The sequence below is a fragment of the Pseudodesulfovibrio piezophilus C1TLV30 genome, assembly GCF_000341895.1.
GTDB classification, from domain to species: Bacteria; Desulfobacterota; Desulfovibrionia; order Desulfovibrionales; family Desulfovibrionaceae; genus Pseudodesulfovibrio; species Pseudodesulfovibrio piezophilus.
Map to the genome: position 1 here is coordinate 2,210,195 of NC_020409.1, position 24,160 is coordinate 2,234,354.

Annotated in this window: 19 protein-coding genes, 1 tRNA gene and 2 pseudogenes; 16 read left to right on the top strand and 6 right to left on the bottom strand. The window is 49.5% G+C overall.

Going from position 1 to position 24,160, the window contains the following annotated elements; all coding sequences use genetic code 11:
• Window positions 1–2 precede the first annotated feature (2 nt).
• Both BN4_RS10475 and BN4_RS10480 read left to right on the top strand, forming a co-directional pair.
• Window positions 3–1,127, top strand: a complete 1,125-nt coding sequence (locus BN4_RS10475; RefSeq protein ID WP_015415363.1) for a glycosyltransferase family 2 protein — start codon at window positions 3–5, stop codon at window positions 1,125–1,127.
• Window positions 1,124–2,314, top strand: a complete 1,191-nt coding sequence (locus BN4_RS10480) for an acylneuraminate cytidylyltransferase family protein (RefSeq protein ID WP_015415364.1) — start codon at window positions 1,124–1,126, stop codon at window positions 2,312–2,314. Before BN4_RS10475 ends, BN4_RS10480 begins: the two co-directional genes overlap by 4 nt.
• 93 nt (window positions 2,315–2,407) lie before the next feature.
• Here the strand turns inward: BN4_RS10480 and BN4_RS10485 are convergent, their stop codons facing one another.
• Both BN4_RS10485 and BN4_RS10490 read right to left on the bottom strand, forming a co-directional pair.
• Window positions 2,408–3,373 (bottom strand): glycosyltransferase, encoded by a 966-nt coding sequence (locus BN4_RS10485; protein WP_015415365.1) that lies wholly within the window; start codon window positions 3,371–3,373, stop codon window positions 2,408–2,410.
• A 61-nt stretch (window positions 3,374–3,434) separates the two neighbouring features.
• Window positions 3,435–5,237, bottom strand: a complete 1,803-nt coding sequence (locus BN4_RS10490) for a motility associated factor glycosyltransferase family protein (protein WP_015415366.1) — start codon at window positions 5,235–5,237, stop codon at window positions 3,435–3,437.
• 191 nt (window positions 5,238–5,428) lie between these two features.
• On the opposite strand from BN4_RS10490, the gene BN4_RS10495 reads away from it, so the two are divergent.
• From BN4_RS10495 to BN4_RS10515, 5 genes are all read left to right on the top strand, one after another.
• Complete coding sequence (locus tag BN4_RS10495) at window positions 5,429–7,081, top strand: NAD+ synthase (RefSeq protein WP_041720956.1); 1,653 nt, start codon at window positions 5,429–5,431, stop codon at window positions 7,079–7,081.
• A gap of 76 nt (window positions 7,082–7,157) precedes the next feature.
• Window positions 7,158–7,637: a hypothetical protein gene (locus tag BN4_RS10500; RefSeq protein ID WP_015415368.1), complete on the top strand. Its 480-nt coding sequence runs from the start codon at window positions 7,158–7,160 to the stop codon at window positions 7,635–7,637.
• 154 nt (window positions 7,638–7,791) lie between these two features.
• Window positions 7,792–9,000, top strand: a complete 1,209-nt coding sequence (locus BN4_RS10505; RefSeq protein WP_015415369.1) for a geranylgeranyl reductase family protein — start codon at window positions 7,792–7,794, stop codon at window positions 8,998–9,000.
• A gap of 92 nt (window positions 9,001–9,092) precedes the next feature.
• Window positions 9,093–9,168, top strand: a tRNA-Met gene (locus tag BN4_RS10510).
• A 30-nt stretch (window positions 9,169–9,198) separates the two neighbouring features.
• Window positions 9,199–9,459 (top strand): RNA recognition motif domain-containing protein, encoded by a 261-nt coding sequence (locus BN4_RS10515; protein WP_015415371.1) that lies wholly within the window; start codon window positions 9,199–9,201, stop codon window positions 9,457–9,459.
• A gap of 543 nt (window positions 9,460–10,002) precedes the next feature.
• Here the strand turns inward: BN4_RS10515 and BN4_RS10520 are convergent.
• The 4 genes and pseudogenes from BN4_RS10520 to BN4_RS10540 form a co-directional block, all read right to left on the bottom strand.
• On the bottom strand, window positions 10,003–11,658 hold the full coding sequence (locus tag BN4_RS10520) for a PP2C family protein-serine/threonine phosphatase (protein WP_015415372.1): 1,656 nt from the start codon (window positions 11,656–11,658) through the stop codon (window positions 10,003–10,005).
• 658 nt (window positions 11,659–12,316) lie between these two features.
• Window positions 12,317–12,949: a LysE family translocator gene (locus BN4_RS10525; RefSeq protein WP_015415373.1), complete on the bottom strand. Its 633-nt coding sequence runs from the start codon at window positions 12,947–12,949 to the stop codon at window positions 12,317–12,319.
• A 201-nt stretch (window positions 12,950–13,150) separates the two neighbouring features.
• Entirely contained in the window at window positions 13,151–13,927 is a 777-nt protein-coding gene (locus BN4_RS10535; RefSeq protein WP_041720298.1) for a substrate-binding periplasmic protein, read from the bottom strand.
• A gap of 32 nt (window positions 13,928–13,959) precedes the next feature.
• A pseudogene (locus tag BN4_RS10540) lies at window positions 13,960–14,634 on the bottom strand (ATP-binding protein); the annotation flags it as partial.
• A 114-nt stretch (window positions 14,635–14,748) separates the two neighbouring features.
• On the opposite strand from BN4_RS10540, the gene BN4_RS10545 reads away from it, so the two are divergent.
• The 9 genes and pseudogenes from BN4_RS10545 (at window position 14,749) to BN4_RS10575 (ending at window position 24,154) form a co-directional block, all read left to right on the top strand.
• Window positions 14,749–15,441, top strand: a complete 693-nt coding sequence (locus tag BN4_RS10545) for a heteromeric transposase endonuclease subunit TnsA (protein WP_041720299.1) — start codon at window positions 14,749–14,751, stop codon at window positions 15,439–15,441.
• The gene (locus BN4_RS10550; RefSeq protein WP_015415376.1) at window positions 15,434–17,353 is read left to right on the top strand and encodes a Mu transposase C-terminal domain-containing protein; all 1,920 of its coding nucleotides are present in this window, start codon (window positions 15,434–15,436) and stop codon (window positions 17,351–17,353) included. The genes BN4_RS10545 and BN4_RS10550 overlap by 8 nt, the downstream gene beginning before the upstream one ends.
• A complete protein-coding gene (locus BN4_RS10555) occupies window positions 17,353–18,258 on the top strand; it encodes a TniB family NTP-binding protein (protein WP_041720301.1) in 906 nt (301 codons plus the stop codon). Before BN4_RS10550 ends, BN4_RS10555 begins: the two co-directional genes overlap by 1 nt.
• A pseudogene (locus BN4_RS18345) lies at window positions 18,216–18,680 on the top strand (TniQ family protein); the annotation flags it as partial. The gene BN4_RS10555 and the pseudogene BN4_RS18345, both read left to right, overlap by 43 nt.
• A gap of 102 nt (window positions 18,681–18,782) precedes the next feature.
• Window positions 18,783–19,346, top strand: a complete 564-nt coding sequence (locus BN4_RS18150; protein ID WP_041720302.1) for a hypothetical protein — start codon at window positions 18,783–18,785, stop codon at window positions 19,344–19,346.
• A 213-nt stretch (window positions 19,347–19,559) separates the two neighbouring features.
• Window positions 19,560–19,853: a hypothetical protein gene (locus BN4_RS17205; protein ID WP_015415379.1), complete on the top strand. Its 294-nt coding sequence runs from the start codon at window positions 19,560–19,562 to the stop codon at window positions 19,851–19,853.
• A 98-nt stretch (window positions 19,854–19,951) separates the two neighbouring features.
• Complete coding sequence (locus tag BN4_RS17210; protein ID WP_157871350.1) at window positions 19,952–20,776, top strand: hypothetical protein; 825 nt, start codon at window positions 19,952–19,954, stop codon at window positions 20,774–20,776.
• Between the two features lie 284 nt (window positions 20,777–21,060).
• The gene (locus BN4_RS10570) at window positions 21,061–22,293 is read left to right on the top strand and encodes an SIR2 family protein (protein WP_015415380.1); all 1,233 of its coding nucleotides are present in this window, start codon (window positions 21,061–21,063) and stop codon (window positions 22,291–22,293) included.
• Window positions 22,283–24,154 (top strand): ATP-binding protein, encoded by a 1,872-nt coding sequence (locus BN4_RS10575; RefSeq protein ID WP_015415381.1) that lies wholly within the window; start codon window positions 22,283–22,285, stop codon window positions 24,152–24,154. The genes BN4_RS10570 and BN4_RS10575 overlap by 11 nt, the downstream gene beginning before the upstream one ends.
• Window positions 24,155–24,160: the final 6 nt, after the last annotated feature.

The window sequence follows — 24,160 nt, forward strand, 5'->3', positions numbered from 1 at the left end:
TCATGCATGACCAACTGACACTCATACTCCCTATCCGCGACCGAATTCACTTCATGCGCCGATGGTTTCAGCAGGCGAGAACATTTTCGTTTCCATGGAGAATCCTGGTCGCCGATGGAAGCCAGGGCGCCCAGAACTCGGATTTTTTCGCCTGCCCGGAACATTTTCAAGGGCTGCATGTGGAACATCAGAAGTACGAGACACCGGATGATTACGGCGGATTCATGGAGCGTATCTCCCTTTCACTGGATAAAGTGGAAACCCCCTATGTGCTCATTGTTGCTGATGATGACTTTTTCCTGCCATCCGGTATTCTGCGCAGCCTGCGATTTCTGGAAAAAAATCCTGACTACATGGCGGCGAGAGGGGAGATCCTTGATTTCACCATTCCCGGAAAAAATGGTCAGAATGCCTATGGCGACATGGAATTCTATTTTTCGGAACATTACAATGTACCGTCGAGAAACGCTGACAACGTCTATACCCGTTTGGCCCAGCAGTGTGACAAATATTGTTGTGCCCTGACAACTGTCCAACGCACGGCCCAGGCCCGCAAACGGTTCAGCTACCTGCGGCACATCAATGCCAGGGAAACGTGGCTTCCTCTGATGTTCGATGATTTCGGCCTGCTGGCTCAAGGGAAAACCCACCATGGGAAGCATCTCTATGGACTGAAACAGACCAACGCCATCGGCAGTGAAGCCCATGCCATCTATGAAAAGGACCCGAGCATCCTCGACTGGATGACCCGTCCGGGGTGGTCCGAGGAAATGAGTAAACTGGTCCCCTATGTCACACGGGAAATAGCCGAGGCTCAGAATATTCCCTACGCAACGGCCCATGCCGAATTCAAACGGTTATTCATCGCCCGCTATCTGTCACGGCTGATCAGGGTCAAAGGAAAAGGCGAAGGCACGGCCCTTCCAGGCACCATTGCCCGCAAATTCGAAAAATGGCGGCATGCTCTTAAGAGAAAAATAATATTCAAAAGTAGATACTTGCGTGCTCAAGCAGCACTCAAACGCTTTCAAAAATCCGAGGAAGTATCCGAATTACAGACGATCCTCGATATCTGCCGCACCCCGTATGACCCGGCAGGAAAAGCACCTCACGGAGAAGCACAATGAAAATTGGAGCACTGATCCCCGCCCGAAACGGATCCAAACGAATCAAGAAAAAGAATATCAAGATGCTGGGAGACCGTCCGCTGATCTGCTGGACCATTGATACTCTGCTCCAATCAGCTGTCTTCGACACCATCACAGTCTCCACCGAAAGTGGCGAAGTCGCCAGAGTCGTCAACGAATACTATCCGGGCGACACTGTTCGGGTTCTGGATCGTCCCGATTCATTGGCACACGACGATGCCCCTCTTTCCGGGGTTATCGAGCACTACCTCTCAGGCAACGACTATGAATACTTTGGCCTGTTCATGCCGACTTATCCATTCAGAAAAGTGGAACAACTGAGAGAAGCTGCCTACGCCATACAGACACGCTATCCCTGGCGCGTGCTCTCCAAAAGCAGCCGTCAGTATGCTTCAATGGATTACTATTACCCCCATGAAGCAGGCGTCAAGCGGGTCTTCCGGCTCCACCCCATGTTCTGCCCCTCCTCCAACTCTACCTATGTCTTCTCACACCGGAACTGCTATGATAACAGATGGATGCAATACGGCATCAGCGCGGCTGAACGCCTCTACACCATGCAGGTGGACCATATTGAAAGCGTTGACATCGACACCCCTGAGGATTTTGCCAAAGCACAGATGATCGCCGAGGGGAGACCTCCGGTGGTTCGGGCACCGGTCAGCACCCGGTTCGGCGACTGGGTCACCGTGACTCCGAAGGGAGTTGATGCGGAAAAATTCATGCATTTCGTGGGGCAGGAACGGCTCGCCGACACCAAAAAGCCGCTTCTGATTCTGGGCACCGCCACGCCCCCTCTCAACTTTTACACGATTATGAACAATGCGGTGCGCATGTATTACATGGATCGAGAGGCCGCCACCTGCTTTCAGTCCGACAAGGTCAACCTGACAGGCAATTCCGCATACATCCCGAAGCATTTCCTGCATGACCAGCATTACCGGATCATGCGCGTCCCTGAACTGGGGAAAGACGCGGATCACAAGGTCTGGTCACACGCTGAACAGCGCGAAATGGGCTGGCCTCACGGCGGTTTTCACAATGACAGCCAAGGACTTTACTTTGGTTCCGAATATGGTGATGACGTCCTGCCAAATGACCGGGTCATCTGGCAGGAGGAGCTTGCCAAGCAGGATTTCTATCTCGATCCCATCGAGTACCTCTGATTCTTTTTGTGATTTGACAACAAAAACATGCCCCCGAAAGGATATTTGCTTTCAGGGGCATAATTCGCTGTTCAGGGAAGCCCCTCCCAAGGCTCAGCCAAGTGCGTGGGCAAAGTCCTCGGGCGCCGCAGCAAGCAGATCCGGTGAGCCGAATTCGGCAAGAACCCGAATAAAATCGGGTCGATCATCCACTGTTTTCATGAAATATTTGTAGAACTTCTGCGGTTCGGGTGCATGAGCCAACGCCTGTACCAGATATTCCCGCGCCGCGTCATGGGCTCCCATCCAGAAGCAGCTCTCTGATCCCCAGAGCATCAATCCTGCCAGGGCACGGTCATGGAGATGGCCGTAACGAGCCATATTACCGGCTTCCGAAAAAAACCGGTCGAGGACGTATTGCTTGGCGCTCACATGGTTGACAACTTCGTCCGGGCGACGACTTTTGTTGTCGTGCCAACGATACATGGTGACGAACTCCGGTATGTGGACAAAGGGGAATCGACAAGCCAGACGAACCCACATCTCATAATCCCCGCAGTCGGTCATGGATTCGTCCACATGAAAACCGACCTCGCGAAATTTCTCGCAACTGATAAAGGCAGCTTGAGCCGGCGGCACGATTTCCACACAAAGCAATTGTTCCAGATCGTAGTCAGGGGCGATGAAGTCCGAGATATGGAGGCTCTCACCATCGACAATATGCTCGTCACCATAGATGACAGCGGCTTCCGGGTGCGCGGCAAAATGTTTTACCGCCCACGAGCAGGCATGAGGCAGCAGGGCGTCATCCCCGTTCAAAACTATGAGAATATCACCGGTCACACGCTGCAAAGCCCGGTTCAACCCCTCATATTCTCCACTATCCGGCTCAGAGCGCCAGAAAAGATTCCCATGATTAAGGGAGGCAAGATATTCGCCAGTGCCGTCATCAGACCCGGCATCCTGGAGTATATGCTCCACATGAGGCCAATCCTGCGCCTGCACACTTTCAATGCATTCCCTAAGATAGGGCATTCCCCGAAAGCAGGTGGTCACGACCGAAACAACTGGTTCACGCATTCGTTTTCCCCACGTCTATTCAAGATCGGGCCAGCGGCCCGGACACTGTTGCTGCCGGGCTTCAGGGAGTGACGCCGCGAGACAGCCGCCGACACCCTTTCTCCGCCCTGGTGAGCAACATCAGAAATTCATCACTCATCCGCCTGACATGATCGAAATAATACCGAAGGCCCTCGACCCGAGCCACATTGTCTTCGAGAAAAACCTTGCCGTAAAAATACCTGTTGTCAAAAGATTGGTAGCGTTCGACGAGATAGGAAATATTATTCTTGTCAAACTCAAGCAAAGCAGCAAAACCTCGGGTCAGAACCACTTCATCCGCTTCCTGCAAAACCCCGGCACTCAGATTCCTGACGGTGGACCAGTTGACCTTCTCATTATTGATGAAGGGAAGCACCATGTCGGGTCGTACTTCGGGAGGAGCGGTACGAAAAAGGTCAGCCACTTCCCTCGTGACTCTGGCATCTGGCAACTCCGGCTCACTTTCGTAGCGAATCCCCTGCCCATACAGGATGCTGCTTTTCGACGTATTGATGCACTCGATTCCTGACAGACGAATGACTTCAGCCAGCCAAAGGGCGGCGTCCCGAAAGTTCAATGTTGTATAACTGGTGACACCCTGCTCCGTATGGACCGGATAGAGATGAGGGAATCGGGAGGTCTCTCCGGAAAGAGAGCCGTTATCGCGAAAATTCATGGTCCCCTTCGCATAATCCAATCCCCATGGGTTGGGAGACGAGAGCTGGGCTCCCACGAAAATGCATTTGTCACATCCAAGCAAACAGGCCAGGGAAAAAGCCGTGGAAATCACCGAGCCATGCAACTCCAGATCACCCTTGTCGCCAAATAGCACAGGTAAATAATCGCCAAACAGGTACTTCTGACGGAAGCGGTCTCCGCCGAGATCGGAAAAAAGGTGCCCGACAAGGATCGTCTCGTGAATCCTGGGGATGTTTTTGAAGACCTCGCCCGATGCCGTGGACGCATCATTGATAACGACAAAGTGTGGTTTGATCTTTGCCTCGACCATGGGCTTGACCGCGTTATTCACACAAATGATCACGGCGCGGTTACGATTCGCCCGGATATATTCCAGTTTCTCGTTCAGGTCCGGTCCGGCTGCCACCAGAATGGCCGGAAATCCCTTGAGTGCGTTCTCCAGATGCATCACACCTTGGCAGGTCTGGTATGCGATGAGGTTTTCATACACATGTAACTGCTGATCGAACATCAAATCCCGCTTGATGGGACGAAAAGGAATGGAGCGCAAAAAAAACTGGCTCCCCACCGGATAGATGACGTGCCTATAATGGAGTATTTCTATATACTCTATGACCTTCGCGGCCCATTTCCCATAGAGTTCACGAATCCGCTCCGTCTGAAAAAAGACCGGCGTTCCCTGCTCGAAAAGCTCCTTGGGCAGCATCTCCTGCAAAGCGGGATTAAAAGAATACGGTGCCCCGGTGAAAAAGAAGACTCCACCTCTGTTCAGACGAGAAAGCTGGGCACGGTCGAGATACTCCACAAGCACTCGGTCATCGGGTTCAAAGACGAGTACGATGGTGTCGGGCTTGTCCAGACAGCGGTCAAGCTCCTCGGAATCGGCACTCCCCAGGAAAACCGTGAACCGGGTCTTGTCTAGGGCTTCACCGACCGTGATTTCCCCGTCAAAATGCAGATAAGCCGGTTTTTCGGGATTCTGAAAGGGAAATCGATATTTTGGATTCTCATACAACGACACCTGGTTGTGCCGGGAAAAGGCATGAGGACCATGATCGGCCGCCCCGTTACCATGGGTCGAGACATCTTCACCCCGGCACAGAATACCGAGTTCCACCAATGCCGCAATTTTACTGTTTTCCATTAAAACCCTGTCATATCATGCGATAGGAGCTTTCACTCGTTCATGGGATGTTCACATATGGGAACAGGACCGTTTCCTACCCCTCGGAAAATGACCTCCTGACCATTTCATGTCAAGGGGGTGGTCGGTTCTGCAAAGAAAAGCAAGCTTCTACGGTTGCCCGTCTTCCTGCTTTGGCGTATCAAAACCAGATGAAAGTCGCCATCCTGCAACTCAATCCTGTGGTAGGGGATATAGAAGGCAATGCGTCACGCATCCTGGAAGCAGCCCAGCGGGCTGCAAACCTGGGGGCGGACCTTTGCGTGACATCCGAACTGGCCCTGACCGGCTATCCCCCGAGAGACCTGCTTCTCTATGACGGTTTTGTGGCCAAAACGCGTCAGGCCGCAGAGACCCTGGCTCACGACCTGCCCGATATGCCGCTGCTGCTCGGGTGTGTGGAACGCAATACGTCGGGGCAGGGCAAGCCTGTCTACAACTGTGCCATGTGGTGCCGGGACGGAAACATCAAAAAGGTCATTCGCAAGACTTTGCTTCCCACCTACGATGTCTTTGACGAAGCCCGCTATTTCGAACCGGCCCCGGTGGGAGATTCCGAAGCGAACATTATCCGCTTCAACGGGACGGTCATTGGGGTGACGATCTGCGAGGATTCATGGAACGATAAAGACTTCTGGGACAATCGAACCTATGCGCGAGACCCTCAGGAGGCCATGGCCACACACAATCCGCAGATGATCATCAATCTTTCGGCTTCGCCCATTTCACTCGGCAAGCAGGCCCTGCGCGAAAAAATGCTCGGCGCAGTCGCCCGAAAGTACGCCACACAGGTCATCTATGCCAATCAGACCGGCGGCAATGACGATCTCGTCTTTGATGGCAGGTCCTGTGCGTTCAGACCGGATGGCTCGCTCATGGCCCGCGCAGCAGGCTTTGCAGAACAGGTTTTCCTTGTGGAAACAGACGACACGGACAACACAATCACGGACGATGATTTTTCCCGCGAATCCGAGACATGGCACTCTCTGGTGATGGGGACCCGTGACTACGTGCGCAAGAGCGGTTTTTCCAAAAGTGTTGTCGGCCTATCCGGTGGCATTGATTCCGCTGTCACGGCTGTGGTCGCTGCCGAGGCGCTGGGCGCTGAGAATGTTACCTGCGTCCTCATGCCATCCCCCTATTCCAGTCGAGGCAGCATTGACGATTCTCTGGAACTGGCGAAAAATCTCGGCATGGAGACAGTGACCCTGCCCATCGAGCCGATCATGGAGCGATTTACCGAGACCCTGGCCGAACCATTCGCTGGGTACGGGCCGGATACCACGGAAGAGAATATCCAATCACGCATCCGGGGCAATCTGCTCATGGCCCTGTCCAACAAATACAGGGCACTGTTGCTGACCACGGGCAACAAGAGTGAGCTGGCCGTGGGGTACTGTACCATCTACGGCGACATGTCCGGCGGTTTCGCGGTCATATCGGATGTGGACAAAACAGGAGTCTTTGCCCTCGCGAGATGGTACAACGACCATATCGGCCCCTTCATCCCTGAGGCGATCATCACCAAACCGCCCTCCGCAGAGCTTCGCCCCGACCAAATGGACCAGGACTCCCTGCCGCCCTATGACGTCCTCGACGCTATCCTCGCCCTGCATATTGAAAAGCACTGTTCACGAGATGCGATCGTGGACGCGGGATTTTCACCGGAAGTAGTCGACAAGATACTGGGATTGGTCCGGTTCGCGGAGTTCAAACGGCGTCAGGCAGCCCCAGGTATCAAGTTGACTCCCCGCTCCTTCGGCACGGGCTGGCGCATGCCGCTGGCATGTCGCCGGGAATTGTAATCACGCAGACCAGCTCCTATACGACCAAGGCGCTCATTCGCACCCGAAGGTGCCCCCATAGAAACAACGAGGCATCATGGCTGCAAGAAAAAACAAGAACAACGAGAAAATACGAAATATCCTTCTCATCCTATTTGCCCTTGCTGTCATGCTGGTGTTCTTCAATCTCGACATCATGCGCAGCGGCGAATCCGTTTTCAGCCGAACAGCTTCGAAAAAACTGACATTTACCGGAGACCTCGGCCGAAGAGACTACTCCGAAGAAGAGGTGGATGCCCTTCTGCGCCTCATCAAGCGCCATACCAGGATCATCGACACCACCCATATAGAGTGCTCGGTTCAGGACAGGTACAAAAAACTTACCGACACCAGCCAGATCCTATTTGAAATCCACATGGTCATGCAGGACGGAGCGCGCATATCCACTCCGGTACGGCGCACCACACGCAAGCACCTCGTGCAGGATATCATCGCCAAATTCAACAAGGATATCAGCGCTTACAAAAAATTGATCAAGGACGGGAAAAAAGTCAACTCTCTGGTCAATACCATGTAATCACCCGAAGCTTTTCCATGAGACAGACTCTCTCTGCTCCCTGATTTCACTAATCTTTTAAATCTGATTTTTCCATTTTCCCAGTCCTGTGCGCGTTCCCCTTGCGGATACTGCGCTTCTCAGTGTACAGGAATAGACCAACCAATGGGATTGTATGGGAAAACAATTTGATGTCATCATTTGCGGGTGCGGCCCGTCCGGAGCAACGGCAGGGACAATCCTTGCCCGGAGCGGACGCAGTGTGCTCATGCTCGACCGGGCCAGATTCCCGCGAAAAAAACTCTGCGGCGGCCTACTGACCTGGAAATCCATTAAATTGTTGGAAGCGGTTCATGGAGAAACCATCGACTCCCTGACCAGGCAAGGGATCATTAATTTCGTCTCTGACCACTATGCCATCCGAACGTTTTCGAACACCATCTCCGAAGGGAAAAGCCCATTCCCATTTCATTTCACCGACCGCACAGTCTTTGATGCCCACCTGCTGAAGCTGACAGAAAAAGCCGGGGCAGAAATCAGGGAGGAGGCTCGCGTCTTGTCGTGTGACCCCGAACAGGGGACAGTGACCCTTGAGGGCGGAACAGTCCTGCAAGGACACTTTGTCATTGGTGCGGACGGCGCAAACTCGATGGTTCGTGCCGCCTTCCCCGATCACGACCGAAAACGGTTTCGGCGGCACATGGCACCGACCATAGAAATTTCCCTGGACCTCGCTGACTTCCCCAGAACAGTGGCCTTCCCGGAACTGTATATCGGATTCCTCAATGCAGGATATGGATGGGTTTTCCCCAACCAGGATCGGGTCATTGTTGGGATGTGTGGGCTCAGGAACAAAAAAGAGTCATTTTTACAAATATTTAAAGAATATCTAGATTTTCTCAAGATTAAATCAAATACCATTCCAACGCTTCATGGGCACCCTCTCCCCTATGGAAACTATCTGCACACCCCAGTTTTCGGCAACGCACTCCTGGCAGGAGATGCCGGAGGATTCGTGGAGCCCCTGCTGGGTGAAGGAATCTTCTTTGCCTTGTGTTCCGGTCTCTATGCCGGGGAGGCCATTGCTGAAGCATGGCCCAGGCAAGCACATCCCGGCCCTCTTTACCTGCGCAAAATGCATCGGCAGATCATCCCGGAACTCAAGGCGTCGGACAAGCTGCGCTGGCTTCTCTTTACTGCCATGCGCTGCACCGGGACTGCCTCACTCAGCCTGTTTGTCAATTCTTCCTCGACCCGGCTGGCTGAAATGGTCCACGGCATCCGCTCGTATTCCTGGCTCCGCAAAAAACAATGGGACTTTCTCACCCCTTCTTCCGTCCCTCTGCCACCTTCCTCAAAAAAGTACCCCTCGTCTATTCGATAATGGGTTGACGAAAAACTATGCATAAAGTAATTCGGACGGTAATCCGTCTTTCAACATGCGGTGTGCCTGTCGAGAGTAACGGTGCGTATCGGCGCGGGGTGGAGCAGTTGGTAGCTCGTCGGGCTCATAACCCGAAGGCCAGAGGTTCAAGTCCTCTCCCCGCTACCAGAATCCCTTTTGAGTTGGAGCCTTTTTGAGATGAAGAGCATTTACGTTGGCAACATTCCTTTTAGTGCCTCAGAAGACGATGTCCGTGACCTGTTCGCCGCTCATGGCGATGTCAATTCCGTCAAACTCGTTGACGACCGCGAAACCGGACGCTTTCGTGGCTTCGGATTTGTCGAGATGGATGACAGACAAGCCCTTTCAGCCATTGAAGCCCTTGACGGATTCGACATGGGTGGACGGACACTCAAGGTCAACGAAGCAAAACCGCGCGCACCAAGACCTCGGTATTAGAGCGCACGGCCCGTTTCCGGCATCCCCGGATACGGTCACACAAAGCAGGTTCTCCCTTGGGAACCGGGAAAAGCCCGACCCTCGTCTGGTCTGATGCTGTCTTCCTGTGCGCGCAGCGGAAATGCTCCTTGTAAGGCCGAGTGCCAGGAATTTTGGCACTGTTATCGTATAAGGGATATTTTCTTGAAGGATGAATGATTTTCATCTTCCTGCCGTCAGGTCTCACAACAGGCTCTTCGGGGGCACTTTTCCCTGCGCGGAGAGGCCGTCTTTTCTTCTGATATGTGCAGAGAGAAAGTCTTTGTGATCGCTTCCCGCAGATCAGGATGTATTTTTGTGCTCAAAGCAGAGTCATTGCATTTGCGTCCTGCCATCTTTGAGACACCGGATTCCTGAGCGAAAAATTCTTCACATGAAACGAACGCGCTGATGAGCGTTCAGGCTTTGCCATGCGAAAAGAAGTGGGACACTGAGGCTCATTTCCAGGAGTTTACCCTCTGCCCGGATCGAAAAAGACGTTTCCTTGGCAGAAGGCAGATGCATCTAATCGTCAAATCCATATTTGACAATGACCAGCGTGATATCGTCTTCAGCCTTGGTACCACCCGAAAAATCGCTGACCGCCTTGAACACCGCGTCCATAATTTCCTGAGCACTATATCCGGCATGATCACGCACAACTTTCTTGAATCGATCCTTGCCAAACATCTCACCTTTTCGATTTCTGGCTTCCCATATGCCATCTGTGCCAATGGCGATGATCTGACCGGGGTGCAATTCATTGGCCTGTTCATCATAGTGCGATTCACGGGTGACTCCCAGGGGCAGCCCGGTTCCTTCACCACCAAGCTCGGTAAAGACATCAAGCACCGGACAATAAATCATGGCAGGGTCATGTCCGGCCCGGACCCAGCGGGCTGATTGCTTTTCAGGGTCCAGATTCAAATAGAACAATGTCATGAATCGACCTGAACCATCCAGATCCGAGGCAAGTTGACGATTCATTTCGGTCACGATCTGGGCAGGACTCCCCGGCTGTGAAGCCCGCATGCGCAGGAATCCCCGCGCCGAAGTCATCAGCAGCGCCGCATCCACACCATGGCCGGAAATATCTCCCACAGCCACGGAAAGAGACGGATGCTCCGGATCCAGCCCTTCCAGATAATCAAAATAATCTCCACCCGCTATTTCACTGGCAATGGAAGAACCGGCAATATCGAGTCCGGGAATATGCGGCGCAGAATCCGGCAGTAGACTTTTTTGCACCTCCCCCGCCAACTCTATGGCCTTTTTCTGTTCCGTAATATCAGCGACAAAGGCGACATTGCCCAGAAAAGTGCCGTGCTGGTCACGGAGCGTATTGGCATTGACCAATATGGGAATGGCATGACCATCCTTATGAAAGACGCTTCCCTCAAAACGCCTGTATTCAAGCTTGAGCAACTGTTCCCTGTTGCGTTCCAGAAAGAGCCTGTACTGCGGCGTGGCGTAATCGTGCGGCCGTCTGCCCACCAGCTCTTCCCGTTCACGGCCAAGCATCCGGCAGTAGGCGTCATTGACTTCCTTGATCACCAGTTCCTCATCAAGCAGCATGTAGCCTTCTCCGGCACCTTCGATGATACGGCGAAATTTATACTCACTATATGAAAGTGCTTCTTCTGCTTCCTTGCGTCGGGTTATGTCGATGAGCACACCTTGATTATAGAGCAATCGCCCCTGTTCATTCCGAATGACCGAGGTCTCATCCGAAACCCACCGCACCTCCCCATCGGCCGTTCGAATACGATATTCCTGCGTGTACTCTTCCAGATCGAGGTCACGATATTTCTGCAATTCGTCCCGCATACGGGCCTGGTCAGCATCAACAATCATATCCTTGAAGGTGACAATGCCACCCATTAAATCCGAGGCGGCATATCCCCACTGGCTGATATTTTCCGAGACATACACGATCCCGGCTTCATCATCGGCATTACGGCGAAATAATACTGCCGGGGATTTTTCCACTATCAGGTTGGCCAGTCCCATGGTTTCCCGAGCCTGACGGAGCTGTTCGATCTCGTCGATGCAGATGGCGCTCTCCCTGGCCCGCATTTGCATATGTTCCGCCAATGCGGCTTCACTTCGAGCAAGGCGACCTCGCAGCTCGGAGAGCTCAAGGGACAAATCTTCCTGCGTCATGGTAGTCTCTCTGGTCATGTTTTCCTGGCTCCCGAAATGTGAAGGAAACGTGTCAAAAGGAGGGCATTCCGCTACATAAGTCCAAACAGCCCAAGGTCAAGCTCGGAGAACACTCCTATACACTGCCTATAACCCAGGATGAGGAAGAATAGCCAGCAGGGACCATGCTTGAACACCAAGCAGAAAAGCCCATGATTATCGAGTGCAAGGTTCTTTTGAGGTTGACAAACAGAAATTAATACTAATAATTACTAATAGCATTAGAGAAAGTATATTATGGATTTTCCAATGCAGAACTTGGTTTTCACAGCCATGAAAGCAGTAGGTAAGCCTGTACGCCCAGGAGATATTGCACACGTCCTCGGAGCCGAAGCAAAGAGCTCTCCAAGGCCATACAATCCCTTAGAAAACAAGGAAAAGGTCTCTCCCCCAAGCGGTACTCCTGCAAACCTGCATAGATGAAAGAATCACAACCCTCACACTCTCCTCAAACCTCCAAACCCCCGTCAGCCCCGGTTTCATGCCCCGAAACCGGGGCTTTCTCATGCTGATTCGATTCTGCCAATGGCAGCAGGAGCGATCGTAACCAGTTCCCCTTTCAATCAGGAAAAATGGGAGTGGGAAGCTCGTCCGATATGCCTTCGCACAAAGCGGGATTGTGTCGTGAAAGAATGAATCAGACGGATTTGGTACAAGCCAGCCGAACACCGAGCGCGATGAAGAGTGTTCCGGCAGAACGTTTGATCCATCCAACGTATTTGCCACCCCCTTGAAAGAAGCTCGCCGCACGGGCGCCGACCCAGGCCCATATGAGATTGATCAAGACGGCATTGAAGGTGAACAGGATGCCCAGTATGAGAAATGCCAGGGGTTTCGAGGGAGCTTCCGTCATGACGAATTGTGGAAGAAAGGCCAGAAAGAAGAGGGCGACTTTGGGATTCAAGGCATTTGTGAGGAATCCCTGTGTGTAGACTTTTCGCAAGGAAGCTCGACAGTTGACAGAAATTTTTTGCTGCCCGGAGCCTGCTCTTCGCCACATGGCAAGCCCAACCCAGACCAGATAGCCTGCCCCGATGAATTTGACCACAGTGAATGCCGTGGCCGAAGTCGCCAGGATGGCGGACAAACCAAGGGCGGCAGAAAAGACATGGACAAAGCATCCGGTGCCAACACCCAATGCAGCGACAATCCCGATCTTCCAACCATGGCCGGCACTCCGACTGACAATATATGCGACATCCTGCCCAGGCGTGATATTGAGCAACAGCCCGGAGATGATGAACAAGGCAAGATCGTGGATACCAAACATGAAGAATCCTTTTCCGGTCGGCCCGATGCAGCAGACGTCGGGGTTGGGAAAACAAAAACGGACTGTGGCTGTGAAAGGAATGCTCCTCACATCTTCCCAGATGCCGACATCAAAGGGAAAAACTCTCGGAGCAATGCCACGTCAGTGCCATGAAATACACTCGCCACCATGGATTGTCCAGAATACCAGCCCCACACGGCGTCAATGCCCAGAGTGAACCGAGCCGCTCAAGCCATCATAGTCGGGATATTCCCGAAACCACCGATCAAAGATCGGTTTGAGTTTCCCAGTCCGGTGAAGCCGCAGCAGTCCCTCCTCAAACATCGAACAGAGGGTTCTGCCTCGATCGGAATTGCTGAACAAAGGATAATAGGAACGAGTCCCGGCCGGTTCTATGGCATAGTCATTCATGGCAAACGGAATCATGGTCCCGGCCATGGACTGCTTGATCAGGATCATGTCATCCACATAGAAATCCGAACGATCCATGAGAATCATACCCAGAGCCTGAATCCCATCAATGACCATCTTGATGCGCACGGGGACCGGAAAATCCTTTTCAGTATAATACGTGGCCTGACTCAAAATCTCCTTTCCCCACAGGGTCTCCAGACCATGCCATGTTCCGATTCGTTTTTTCTTGAAAAAAACGTAAAACATACTCTGATACAAAGGATAACGGGCTGTTACCAAAGCCGGTGTTTCGGTCCCGGAACAGGTCATCACATCGGCCTGACCGGATTCAAGCAGTGCTATGGAACGAATGGACTTTGAATAAATATGGCGTACCGGGACATCATACAGGTTGAAAACTTCCCGCAGAATTTCATGATACAATCCGGTTCCATCCCGATTTGTAAAGCTTTCCCAGGCCGGGCTGGTGGAAATGACTGCTCTGATTTCACCGGCACTGGCCGTTGAAAAAAGGAGTGCAAAAGCAGAGATAACAAAAAAGAAATAGAACCTTATAAAAACCATATTTCTGTTATAGCACCCCTGACGCCAGGAGATCAAACATTCCCTTGTCGATCCATGGTTCGATAATTGATGGCCTCCGCCAGGTGATCGACAGAGAGAGAGGCTGTCTTTTCAAGGTCTGCGATAGTCCGGGCGATCCTTAAGACACGAGTATAGGCTCGAGCGGAAAGTCCCAAGGTTTCCACGGCCTGTTTCAGGAAATCATGCCCTTCCTCTTTCAAAACGCAATGTTTCTCCAGAGCAGATCCGGTCAATTCGGCATTCAGTGTTATCCGTTCGTCTGCGTACCGGGTCGACTGCATTTCCCGGGCATCGAGAATACGGGCGCGCATGGTTGCCGAATCCACATCACTTCGGGTCTTCTTGAGCTCCTCATACGGTACAGCCGGAACATCCACATGCAAATCAATCCTGTCGAGCAACGGCCCGGAAAGTCTGCTCCGATAGCGCTGTACGGCTAACGGCGAACACGTACAGATATGAGTTTCATCTGACAGGTACCCGCACGGACACGGATTCATGGCAGCCACCAACATCACATCAGCAGGATATTTCAGGGTAATCAGTGAGCGAGAAATCGAAACTTCACCATCTTCCAAAGGCTGCCGAAGCACTTCCAGAACCTGTTTCTTGAACTCCGGCATTTCATCGAGAAATAAGACTCCCCGATGAGCCAGCGATGTCTCGCCTGGCTGAGGGTATCGCCCCCTGTAATATGTTGCAATAGATGCGACAACACCCCCTAGAAAACCTCTCTTTACGGAAAGATCTCTTGAAATAAATGCGACAGAAATCTACAATTAAGCACGACGGAGCTAGATGTGACTTATAATAAATGCGACGAACAACCGCGCCAAGTCCGTAAGATTAAATCCACTCGAAGAAGTATTTCGGGCGTGTATGTATTCAGAGGAGAGTCTTCTGTACAGTTTGAGTCTTCGCTTGAACGCGACTTTCTTATTCGACTTGAGTTCAATCTTTCTGTGCTCGACGTAATCCCTCAACCATGTGAAATTCCTTTTACAGACCGAAATGGCCAAACACACATCTACACTCCAGACTTCCTCGTTTATTACAGGATGGGCAACTCACACTATGGACACCACATTCGTCCACAACTTATCGAGGTAAAGCCAGAAAATCATTGGCGGACAAACCGTCATAAATGGCTAACCAAATGGAAGGCCGCCTACCGATACTCCAAAGAGAGAGGATGGATTTTTCACATCCACGATGAGTCACGGGTTAGGGACCAAGTTTATCAGAATGTCCGCTTCTTAGAGCGCTATGGTCAGATGAATTTTTCGCCAGAAGAATCAGCCTGGGTTTTACAAAACGTCCAAGCAAAGGGTGCCGTTCCTGTTAATCGCATTTTGGCACGGCATTTTATGGGTAATTACAAAGCGGAAGGCCTCAGCCACATTTGGCACCTATTGGCAACTCGCAAGCTGGACTGTGACATGTCTCTCCCTTTAAACGAACAAACCGAACTATGGGTGCCCGCACATGACTAAACATATTGCAGAGTACCAAACGAAAAAAGCCTACGAGCCTAAACGAACTCCGGTTGATCTTAGAGTTGGCAACTTAGTGTCTTGTGGTGATCAGGTATACCGCCTCTCTGAAATACTCGATTTTGGATCCGTTATTGGCGTTGAAGTGCACAGCGGACGAAGTGTACCTCTTCGAATAGGAGAATTGCGAGCTCTCGATGACCAAGAAACCCAAATTTCTGTTGACCAAGATATTGACGAGATAACATCTGACGACTGGAAGATCGCTGAAAAACGATACGAGGCAATTAAGCCCATCGTTGAGTTTGATTCTCCTGGAAGGAAAAGAGTAACTCAACGAGCTAAAGAGATTGGAGTTCACCCGTCGACGCTTTATCGTTGGCTGGGAGCTTTTCAAAGCTTTGGCGTTATTTCAGCCTTAATCCCAAGGCGACGCGGCTGGAAAGAGGGTAATGGGCGTATCTCTGTTGCTGCAGAGGAAGTAGTCCAACAGACCATCAAAGACTTTTACCTGACCCCTCAGAGGCCATCTGCACAAGAAACCGTCGTCGAAGTCCGCCGTCGATGTCGAGAAGTTGGAGTAAACGCTCCAAGTGCATCCACCATCCGTTCAAGAATTTCAAAGATCACAGAAAAAGAACGATTACGAGGACGTGGGTACAGAGAAAAAGCCAAAAACAAATTTATTCCAACTCCTGGCACCTTCCCTCACGCAGACTACCCTTTGGCTGTCGTTCAAATTGATCACACTCCAGTGGATCTTAACATTGTCGATGACGAATTTAGAAGACCCATCGACCGTGTGTGGCTCACCCTTGCAATTGATGTCTATTCTCGAATGGTAACGGGCTATCACCTTTCGCTTGATAGTCCTTCAGGGACCTCTGTGGCCATGTGCGTTGCCCACTCGATGCTCCCTAAAGAAGAGTGGCTAACACTTCACGGCGTCGATGCTGATTGGCCCGTCTGGGGCAAACCCCGTACTATTCACGTTGACAATGGTCCTGATTTCAAATCGGACAATTTCAAAAAGTCTTGTGCGATGCACTCGATTAATCTCGACTACCGACCAGTTAAAGTCCCCAGGTATGGTGCCCATATTGAGCGGTTGTTAGGCACTTTCATGAAGCATGTTCACGGCCTCCCAGGTACCACTTTTTCGTCTGTTCACCACAAGGCCGAATACGACTCCGAAAAGCACGCCGCCATGACCAAGTCAGAACTCGAAAAGTGGTTGGTTGTGCTCATCTGTAAGTATTATCATCAAAAAATGCACAATGGCATCGGCATGTCACCTAGTCGAAAATGGGAAATCGGAATCTTTGGGAACGCTGAAGAGACAGGAATAGGAATGCGTCCTCGCCCGTCGGACAGGCTTTCTATCCAACTTGACTTTCTTCCCTCTTTCAAAAGGACAATCCAGACTTTTGGAGTAACTATTGACGGGTTGAAATATTATTCCGAATCCTTAAGACCTTGGATTAACTACAAGGACCCCAAGAAAAAGACTAAACGTAAATTCGTCTTCCGTCGTGATCCGAGAGATATCAGCAATGTTTGGTTCTATGACCCAGACCTTAAGCAATACTTCAGAATCCCCTTTGCTAATCTTTCCCTACCGCCAATGAGTTTTTACGAGTACCAACAGGCTCAAAAAAAACTCAAAGCTGAAGGAGAAAAGAGCGTCAACGAACATCGCCTGCTAGACGCGGTTAACGAACTCCGTGAAATGGTTGAGGTCTCGAAAGAAAAAACCAAAAAAGCACGCCGTCAAGCCCAACGTCGAAAAGAACACGAAAAAAAGATTACTCCTGCAACGCCATTCAAAAAAACGGCCAGTAAGCCGAGCAAATCAAAAACGAATAATAGCTTCGTTGATGGCGACATCGATGGGTTTGGAGATATTGCCTGATGACCAATAGCATTCAACAAAACACACAACATATTCATCCAGACTTTCGGCACATTCTTGGCTTATCTGCTGAAGAGAGGATTGCATTCATGGACCTACCTCGATGGGTTGGTTATGGGGCAGCCCAAAAAGTACTCGATACACTGCAAGGCCTTTTACACAAGCCTAAACGACCAAGAATGCCCAATCTTCTTCTTGTCGGTGATCCGAACAATGGAAAAACAACCATCGTAAGACGATTCAAACAACTCTGCGGGGAGGGCTACGTCAACGAAGACAATGATCCCGTTAAACCCATTATCCTTGCTGAAGCTCCACCAACCGCAGATGAGAAGAGCCTTTACATTTCAATTCTTGAACGCTTCTTCACTCCGTATCGTCCAACGGACCCTGCCTCCAAGCTTCGTTATCAGGTCGTCCACTTGTTCCGCGAATGTCATGTAAGTCTTTTGATCATTGATGAATTTCACTCCTTACTCACTGGCACTCCTATCAAACAACGAGAGGTTATGAACGCAATTAAACTCCTGTGCAACGAGCTTTCGATTCCTGTTGTGGGGGTTGGGACGCGAGAGGCTGTTACTGTACTTCACACAGACCCACAACATGCCAGTCGTTTTGACGTGTTGGCACTCCCTCTATGGGAAACAAACAAAGAATTTCAGACGCTTTTGACTGACTTTGAGAAAATACTGCCATTGAAAAAACCATCCACCCTTCACACACCTGAACTCGCACAGTCCCTCCACTCAATTTCTGGCGGGAACTTAGGGAACCTGCACCGCCTTCTGGTCGAATGCGCAACTGAAGCTATCAAAAGCGGCAAAGAGCAAATTGATAAACCAATTATTGAAGGCAAAACATGGGTACGACCTACTCGTGGCATAAGGGAGCTGTCAGGGTAAATCCCGTATGGGTGGCTTCGACCGATATACAGCCAGATGAAATCTTTTCTTCATGGCTAGTACGAAGCGCCCTTATTAACGGCTGTGACCCCATGACTCTGACATGGGATATTTGGCCTAGATGGCGTGTCTGGACAACAGACATTGATCGAGGGCCCCCGCTCGAAAGGCTCGCACCATTGTCTCGTCTTTCTGGAATTCCAATAGCCAGATTACAGCTCACGACCCTCCACTCAGTAGCTTCATCAATCACCGCCCCTCTGTCACCCAACTCTGTCTGGCCATGGATTCTCGCCATTGGCGCACGAGGTAGCAGTAGACGTAGTGGGCAGCAATACTGTCCACGATGCCTCAAAGAAGACCATAAGCCCTTTTTCCGTATCCAGTGGAGGTTTGGATGGCACACCGTCTGCTCAAAACACGGACACTCCTTGTTAGACAGGTGTCCCGCGTGTCATCTCCCTATTCAGCCCCACCAGCTAAAAGCAGAAAGTAGATTAATTACGCTCTGTCCAAAGTGTGGAGTGGATCTAAGAAAAGCGAAAAGCCATGATGCTCACCCCAATCTCCTTGCCCTCCAAATTGTAGCTGACGGCGTTGTGACAAATGGATGCGGCCTCTTTGGAAATCATGCTCTGAGCGTAGCAGAATGGTTTGAGCTAGCTTATTTCTTTTCACTACTGACTAGAAGATTCACGGTTGCAGCCACCAATGCCCACAAACAACTGGCAACCATTTTTAACCTTACTGATATCCACAATTGCGCTCCTCCAAGGGATCGAATTGAGACACTGCGTATCCATGACCGACAGCTGCTATTTAAAGGAGTTGCTATCATGATGAAAAAGGGGCCCAAGTTTTTTCAAGAAGCCATGTTGAAAGCAAAAGCAAGTAGACAAAGCTTGTGTCCTAAAGGTGTTGCGTTGCCCAGGATTCTCAATCCCATTTTTGAAAGGCTTCCGGACAACCCACTACTGCGCAACCGGAAACGCTCAATAAAATCTTACCCTCCAAAGCCTACCCCTCGTCACCTTGTCGAAAAGCGAATGAAGCACATCATGCGCTTAGTTAAGGAGCAAAAGGGATGAAGGGCACCTCTAGATGCGACATCTGTGGCAAATCTGTCCACACCCTCACGAGGCGCTACAAAGGGGAAGGGTACTGCTCAAGATGTTATGCACGCTACTTTGTAAAGCGACTTTGCCCTAAATGCGGTGAATCCGCTCGGCTACCTCTTGATGACACCTCCGCGATATGCCGCAAGTGCGAAGTCACAAAGCCGTGTATACGGTGTGGAAAAAATGAATACAGAACAGGAAAGGTTACTCGGTATGGGCCGGTCTGCAATGCCTGCTCTGTGTACTTCCGCAAGCCACGAGCCTGCCCGAGGTGCGGCAAACTCTCCAGGAGGCTCTCTCGGGCTTTTAGGCTTGGAATCACTGAACAGGTATGCCCACAATGTTCAAACCATGACCGCGGCACTTGCAGATCGTGCAGAAGACATCGGCGTCTTTACGAATCGCCTTTGGGTGTTTTTTTATGCAAAGCATGCCTCGAAACCGGAAAGATTCCTTGCCCGAAATGTGGGCAGCTAATGCCTGCAGGGAGAAAGGACAAATGTGAGCCCTGTTACTGGCTGGGAACTCTCTATAAACGTTTAAAACTGGACTATGCGGCATTCAACTCTCAAATAATGGCTGAACACTTCGAGACTTTTGGGAAATGGCTTGGAGGCCATTCTGGCTACAAAAAGGCAAGCTTGACCATTCACCGCTACCTTCCATTCTTCAAAGACATCGAATCAAGATGGCAATCAATACCTGAGTATTCGTCACTGCTTACGGCTTATGATGTATCTCACCTTCGCCGACAGCTATTACCGATGAAGTGGATGGTGGAGAGCGACTTGATTCAAATCGACCTCTCGTTGAAGGCTGAAGCAACAGAAAAGCGACTCATTCATAACATCCTTGATTCACTCAGTGAAGGCAAAGTGAAAAAGGTTCTACTCGAGTACCACGACATCCTAAATCAGAGTTATAATCAATCGGCAATCTCCCTTCGCTCAGTGCGACTGGCACTGCAACCAGCGAAACAACTCTTGTCTGAAGCGAATAGGCACAATCGAATTATACCGAATCAATCAGACATACTTTCTCTTTTGCATAGAGTGCCGGGCCAACGAAACGCTCTTTCGAAGTTTGTCGGCTTCCTAAACGAAGCCTTTGGACAAAATCTCCGCCTCCCATCGCCGACAAAAAGAGCCTCCATCGCAAGGCGTAAAAGACTCAAAGAAGAGTTAATACTATTACTTGCAGAGCATAACGACAGCCTTAAGTACAAGAAGCGATTACTTGGAGTCGCTTTGGCCTATTTTCACGACTTACCACTCATCATTGGCCAAACCCACCTTCACATTGTGAAGTCCGATCCGTCTGGCGGATTGGCGTTTCAGTTCAAAGGACATAACTATTGGCTTCCTGAGGATATTCGCAACAGGCTTTTTGCCTCACTGTGAAAACAGCACCAACCACCTTAATCCTCACGAAGAAATAGGGCCAGTTTTTTAGACCAACCTCTATCAGATAAATTGTATTGAACTTAGAATTGTTTTTGATACGCTTGCGACCGATCGTGGTGTTGGAGAAGTGGGTTGTGATCTATTGATACCAACGAATCATTTGCTAAAGCTATTAAGCGAAATCTGAGCTTTTAAAAAAAATCAATAAGATGAAAACGATAGTAGTTGGTTCATAGTTCTATTTGGCTGATATCAAGCCATTAACAATATCGGAGCAAGTGATGAATAACTCTCATGATCCTATTAGGCATTTAAAATATTTACGGCAATCTTTGGCACAAGACAATGAATCTATAGGTTTTTTCATCTCTGCTGGCTGCCCCCTATCTGTAGAAATGCCAGCTGATGAATGGCCGATAATACCAGATGTTGAAAGGCTAACAGCATTTGTTAATGAGCAATTGAAGGCGAATGAGAAATATATCGTCCTTACTAATGAGTTAGTAAAAGCAGAGAAAAACACAAATAATATTGAAGATATATTAAGCTTTGTTCGAAGTCTGCTGCTCGTTTCTAAAGGCGGTAAGGTCCGCGGATTGAGTGAAAGTGATTTGTTGTCTTTGGAACGGGATATTTGTGCAGAAATTGTTAAAAAACTTAACGTGGATATACCCACAAAAGAGACCTCATATCATCGCCTTTGTAAGTGGATAAGATCAATTGACCGAAAGATCGCAGTCGAGTTGTTTACCACAAACTATGATCTGTTGATGGAGCAGACCTTAGAAGCGTTGGAGATTCCGTACTTTGATGGTTTTGTCGGAGCAAGGCGGTCCTTTTTCGACCTTAGGGCTGTTGAGGACGCTTTGATTCCTACCCATTGGTCTAGACTTTGGAAAATTCACGGCTCAATTAACTGGTATCAGGAAGAGTTTGAAGGTCAGAAAAAAGTATATCGATCTTCGGAAATCAAGGAAAACGCTTCGCATTTGATCTACCCATCTCATTTAAAATATGAGGAAAGTCGCAAGATGCCATATTTGGCACTGATAGACCAATTGAACAGGTTTATACGGAAGAAATCTTCATTCTTAGTTCTTTCAGGCTATTCCTTTAATGACGGTCATTTGAACGACACAATCATAAATGCATTAAAAGCAAATCCAACAGCAATGGTACTTGGATTGATGTTTGACAGGTACGAGATGGAATCTTCACCAGATGCCGGGGATAGTGTTGAAAGATATCCAGAGGCATATCGATTGGCAAAAAACCAACACAATTTGAATATCTGGACATTCGATAAAGCTATTATTGGAACCAATTATGGTGATTGGGGTGGGATCCGAGGTCAGGACGACGAGGACGATGAAATCCTAGAGTTTGTTCACCGCGAAGAAAGTGCAACTGATGAAGGGATAGAGTATCAAGTGAGACTTGGGGATTTCGCGGTCTTCACTTCTTTCTTACAGCGGATAATAGGTACTCCTGCGGGGGGCCAAAATGTCAAATAAGGAAACTTATCTTGGCGATGTGCAGGATGTGAATGGAACAACGGTTAGCATCTCTTTGTCAAAGGAGTCGTTGACTGGGTTTGTGTACATTGACGGACAAGGGTATCGGGTTAGTCAAGTAGGCAGCTTTGTTCGAATTCCTATAGGTTTTAACGATTTGTTTGGAATCGTCAGTCAGGTTGGAGCAAGTGCGGTCCCAGAGAATCAATTGGAATCTCAAAATCATGGAAATAGGTGGATGACGATTCAACTTATAGGTGAAGGACCCAGGAATGGGGTCTTTCAGCGAGGTCTATCTCAGTATCCGACTATTGGTGATGAGGTCCATTTAGTCTCAGAAAATGAACTGCAAAATATATATGGGCAACCAGACAAGCCATATTTTGTAAAAGTGGGGCATATTTCAAATGCAGACTCAATTCCAGCATTGATTGATGTCAATAAACTTATCAGTAGGCACTCTGCTGTAACCGGAACAACTGGCTCTGGAAAATCTACGACTGTAGCAAGTATTATTAATGCTTTGTCTGACCGTGAGAAATATCCATCATCTAGGATAATAATGTTAGATCTTCACGGAGAATATGGCCAAGCGCTTCAGGATAAAGCTCAAATTTATAAAATCAACAAAGAAACATCTCCAAGGTTGGAAGAGAATGAACTTCAAGTGCCATTTTGGGCACTTAATTTTGACGAATTGTGTGAGATCAGTTTCGGTGAGTTTAACAATGAAAAGGATCGGAATATCGTTATGGAGCGCGTCCATAAGTATAAACTTGAGTCCTTAACGAAGCATCCGCGAAAAGGAGTGTCTGCCGATACTCTTAGTGTTGATTCGCCTGTCCCGTTTAGTCTGCACAACTTATGGTATGAACTGTTTGTTGAGCAGTTTGGAACATACTATCGAGAAGGCGATGGTAAGCCGATAGAAAAATTAGCATACGAAACAGATGAAAATGGGGTTGAATTGAAAGGGAATCCTTCCGAGGGGATTCCTCCAATCTTTAAAAATATTGCTACTGGGGCAGGTGAAGTAAAAGTTAATTATTTGCCTGGTAATTTAAATATTGGGAAACAGCTTTTGCTACTTGGGACCAAGTTGAGAATCCCACGATATAACTTCCTCTTCAAGCCAGACGACTGGACCCCCAATGCTGAAGGTGACGTAGTACAAGATTTGGATACTCTTTTGATGAATTGGATTGGCAGCGATAGACCTGTAACTATTCTAGATCTGTCTGGTGTGCCTGCCGACATTTTGCAAACAACTATAGGTGCACTCCTCCGGTTACTATATGAAGCCTTATTCTGGGCTAGAGACTTGTCTCAGGGGGGAAGGCATCGGCCTCTATTAGTCGTGATGGAAGAAGCTCACATTTATTTGAATGGCAACTCAAAAGGAATGGCTTCAAAAGTCGTACAGCGTATTGTGAAAGAAGGGCGAAAATATGGAATTGGAGCGATGATTGTTAGTCAACGCCCTTCGGAAATTAACTCAACCATATTGTCACAGTGCGGAACTTTTTTTGCCCTCCGGCTATCAAATGCTTCTGATAGAAGTCACATCACTTCTACGCTATCAGATAATTTAGATGGGCTAACAGGGATGCTGCCAATATTGAGAACAGGTGAAGCGATAATACTGGGTGAAGCTGTTAAGTTGCCTATGAGGACAACAATTGAAGCCCCCCCAAAAAACCGAAGGCCAGATAGCCAAGATCCTGTCGTTTATGATGAGGTCCCCATGGAGGAGTCTCAAAACCCAGGTGGCTGGGGAATCAAAATGGAAGCTGCTCCTCGCTATGACGAATTAGTAGAAGCTTGGAGAGCCCAAAATCCAAGAATTGACAAAGTTAAATAGAAGGAG

What these genes read in the sequence shown, in the direction of transcription:
- BN4_RS17205 (WP_015415379.1), top strand. Translation starts at nt 19,560, where the DNA reads ATGAATACAGAACAGGAAAGGTTACTCGGTATGGGCCGGTCTGCAATG.
- BN4_RS10485 (WP_015415365.1), bottom strand. Translation starts at nt 3,373, where the DNA reads ATGCGTGAACCAGTTGTTTCGGTCGTGACCACCTGCTTTCGGGGAATG.
- BN4_RS17210 (WP_157871350.1), top strand. Translation starts at nt 19,952, where the DNA reads ATGGCTGAACACTTCGAGACTTTTGGGAAATGGCTTGGAGGCCATTCT.
- BN4_RS10495 (WP_041720956.1), top strand. Translation starts at nt 5,429, where the DNA reads ATGAAAGTCGCCATCCTGCAACTCAATCCTGTGGTAGGGGATATAGAA.
- BN4_RS10555 (WP_041720301.1), top strand. Translation starts at nt 17,353, where the DNA reads ATGACCAATAGCATTCAACAAAACACACAACATATTCATCCAGACTTT.
- BN4_RS10570 (WP_015415380.1), top strand. Translation starts at nt 21,061, where the DNA reads ATGAATAACTCTCATGATCCTATTAGGCATTTAAAATATTTACGGCAA.
- BN4_RS10520 (WP_015415372.1), bottom strand. Translation starts at nt 11,658, where the DNA reads ATGACCAGAGAGACTACCATGACGCAGGAAGATTTGTCCCTTGAGCTC.
- BN4_RS10550 (WP_015415376.1), top strand. Translation starts at nt 15,434, where the DNA reads ATGACTAAACATATTGCAGAGTACCAAACGAAAAAAGCCTACGAGCCT.
- BN4_RS10500 (WP_015415368.1), top strand. Translation starts at nt 7,158, where the DNA reads ATGGCTGCAAGAAAAAACAAGAACAACGAGAAAATACGAAATATCCTT.
- BN4_RS10575 (WP_015415381.1), top strand. Translation starts at nt 22,283, where the DNA reads ATGTCAAATAAGGAAACTTATCTTGGCGATGTGCAGGATGTGAATGGA.
- BN4_RS10480 (WP_015415364.1), top strand. Translation starts at nt 1,124, where the DNA reads ATGAAAATTGGAGCACTGATCCCCGCCCGAAACGGATCCAAACGAATC.
- BN4_RS10535 (WP_041720298.1), bottom strand. Translation starts at nt 13,927, where the DNA reads ATGGTTTTTATAAGGTTCTATTTCTTTTTTGTTATCTCTGCTTTTGCA.
- BN4_RS10505 (WP_015415369.1), top strand. Translation starts at nt 7,792, where the DNA reads ATGGGAAAACAATTTGATGTCATCATTTGCGGGTGCGGCCCGTCCGGA.
- BN4_RS10525 (WP_015415373.1), bottom strand. Translation starts at nt 12,949, where the DNA reads ATGTTTGGTATCCACGATCTTGCCTTGTTCATCATCTCCGGGCTGTTG.
- BN4_RS10515 (WP_015415371.1), top strand. Translation starts at nt 9,199, where the DNA reads ATGAAGAGCATTTACGTTGGCAACATTCCTTTTAGTGCCTCAGAAGAC.
- BN4_RS10475 (WP_015415363.1), top strand. Translation starts at nt 3, where the DNA reads ATGCATGACCAACTGACACTCATACTCCCTATCCGCGACCGAATTCAC.
- BN4_RS10490 (WP_015415366.1), bottom strand. Translation starts at nt 5,237, where the DNA reads ATGGAAAACAGTAAAATTGCGGCATTGGTGGAACTCGGTATTCTGTGC.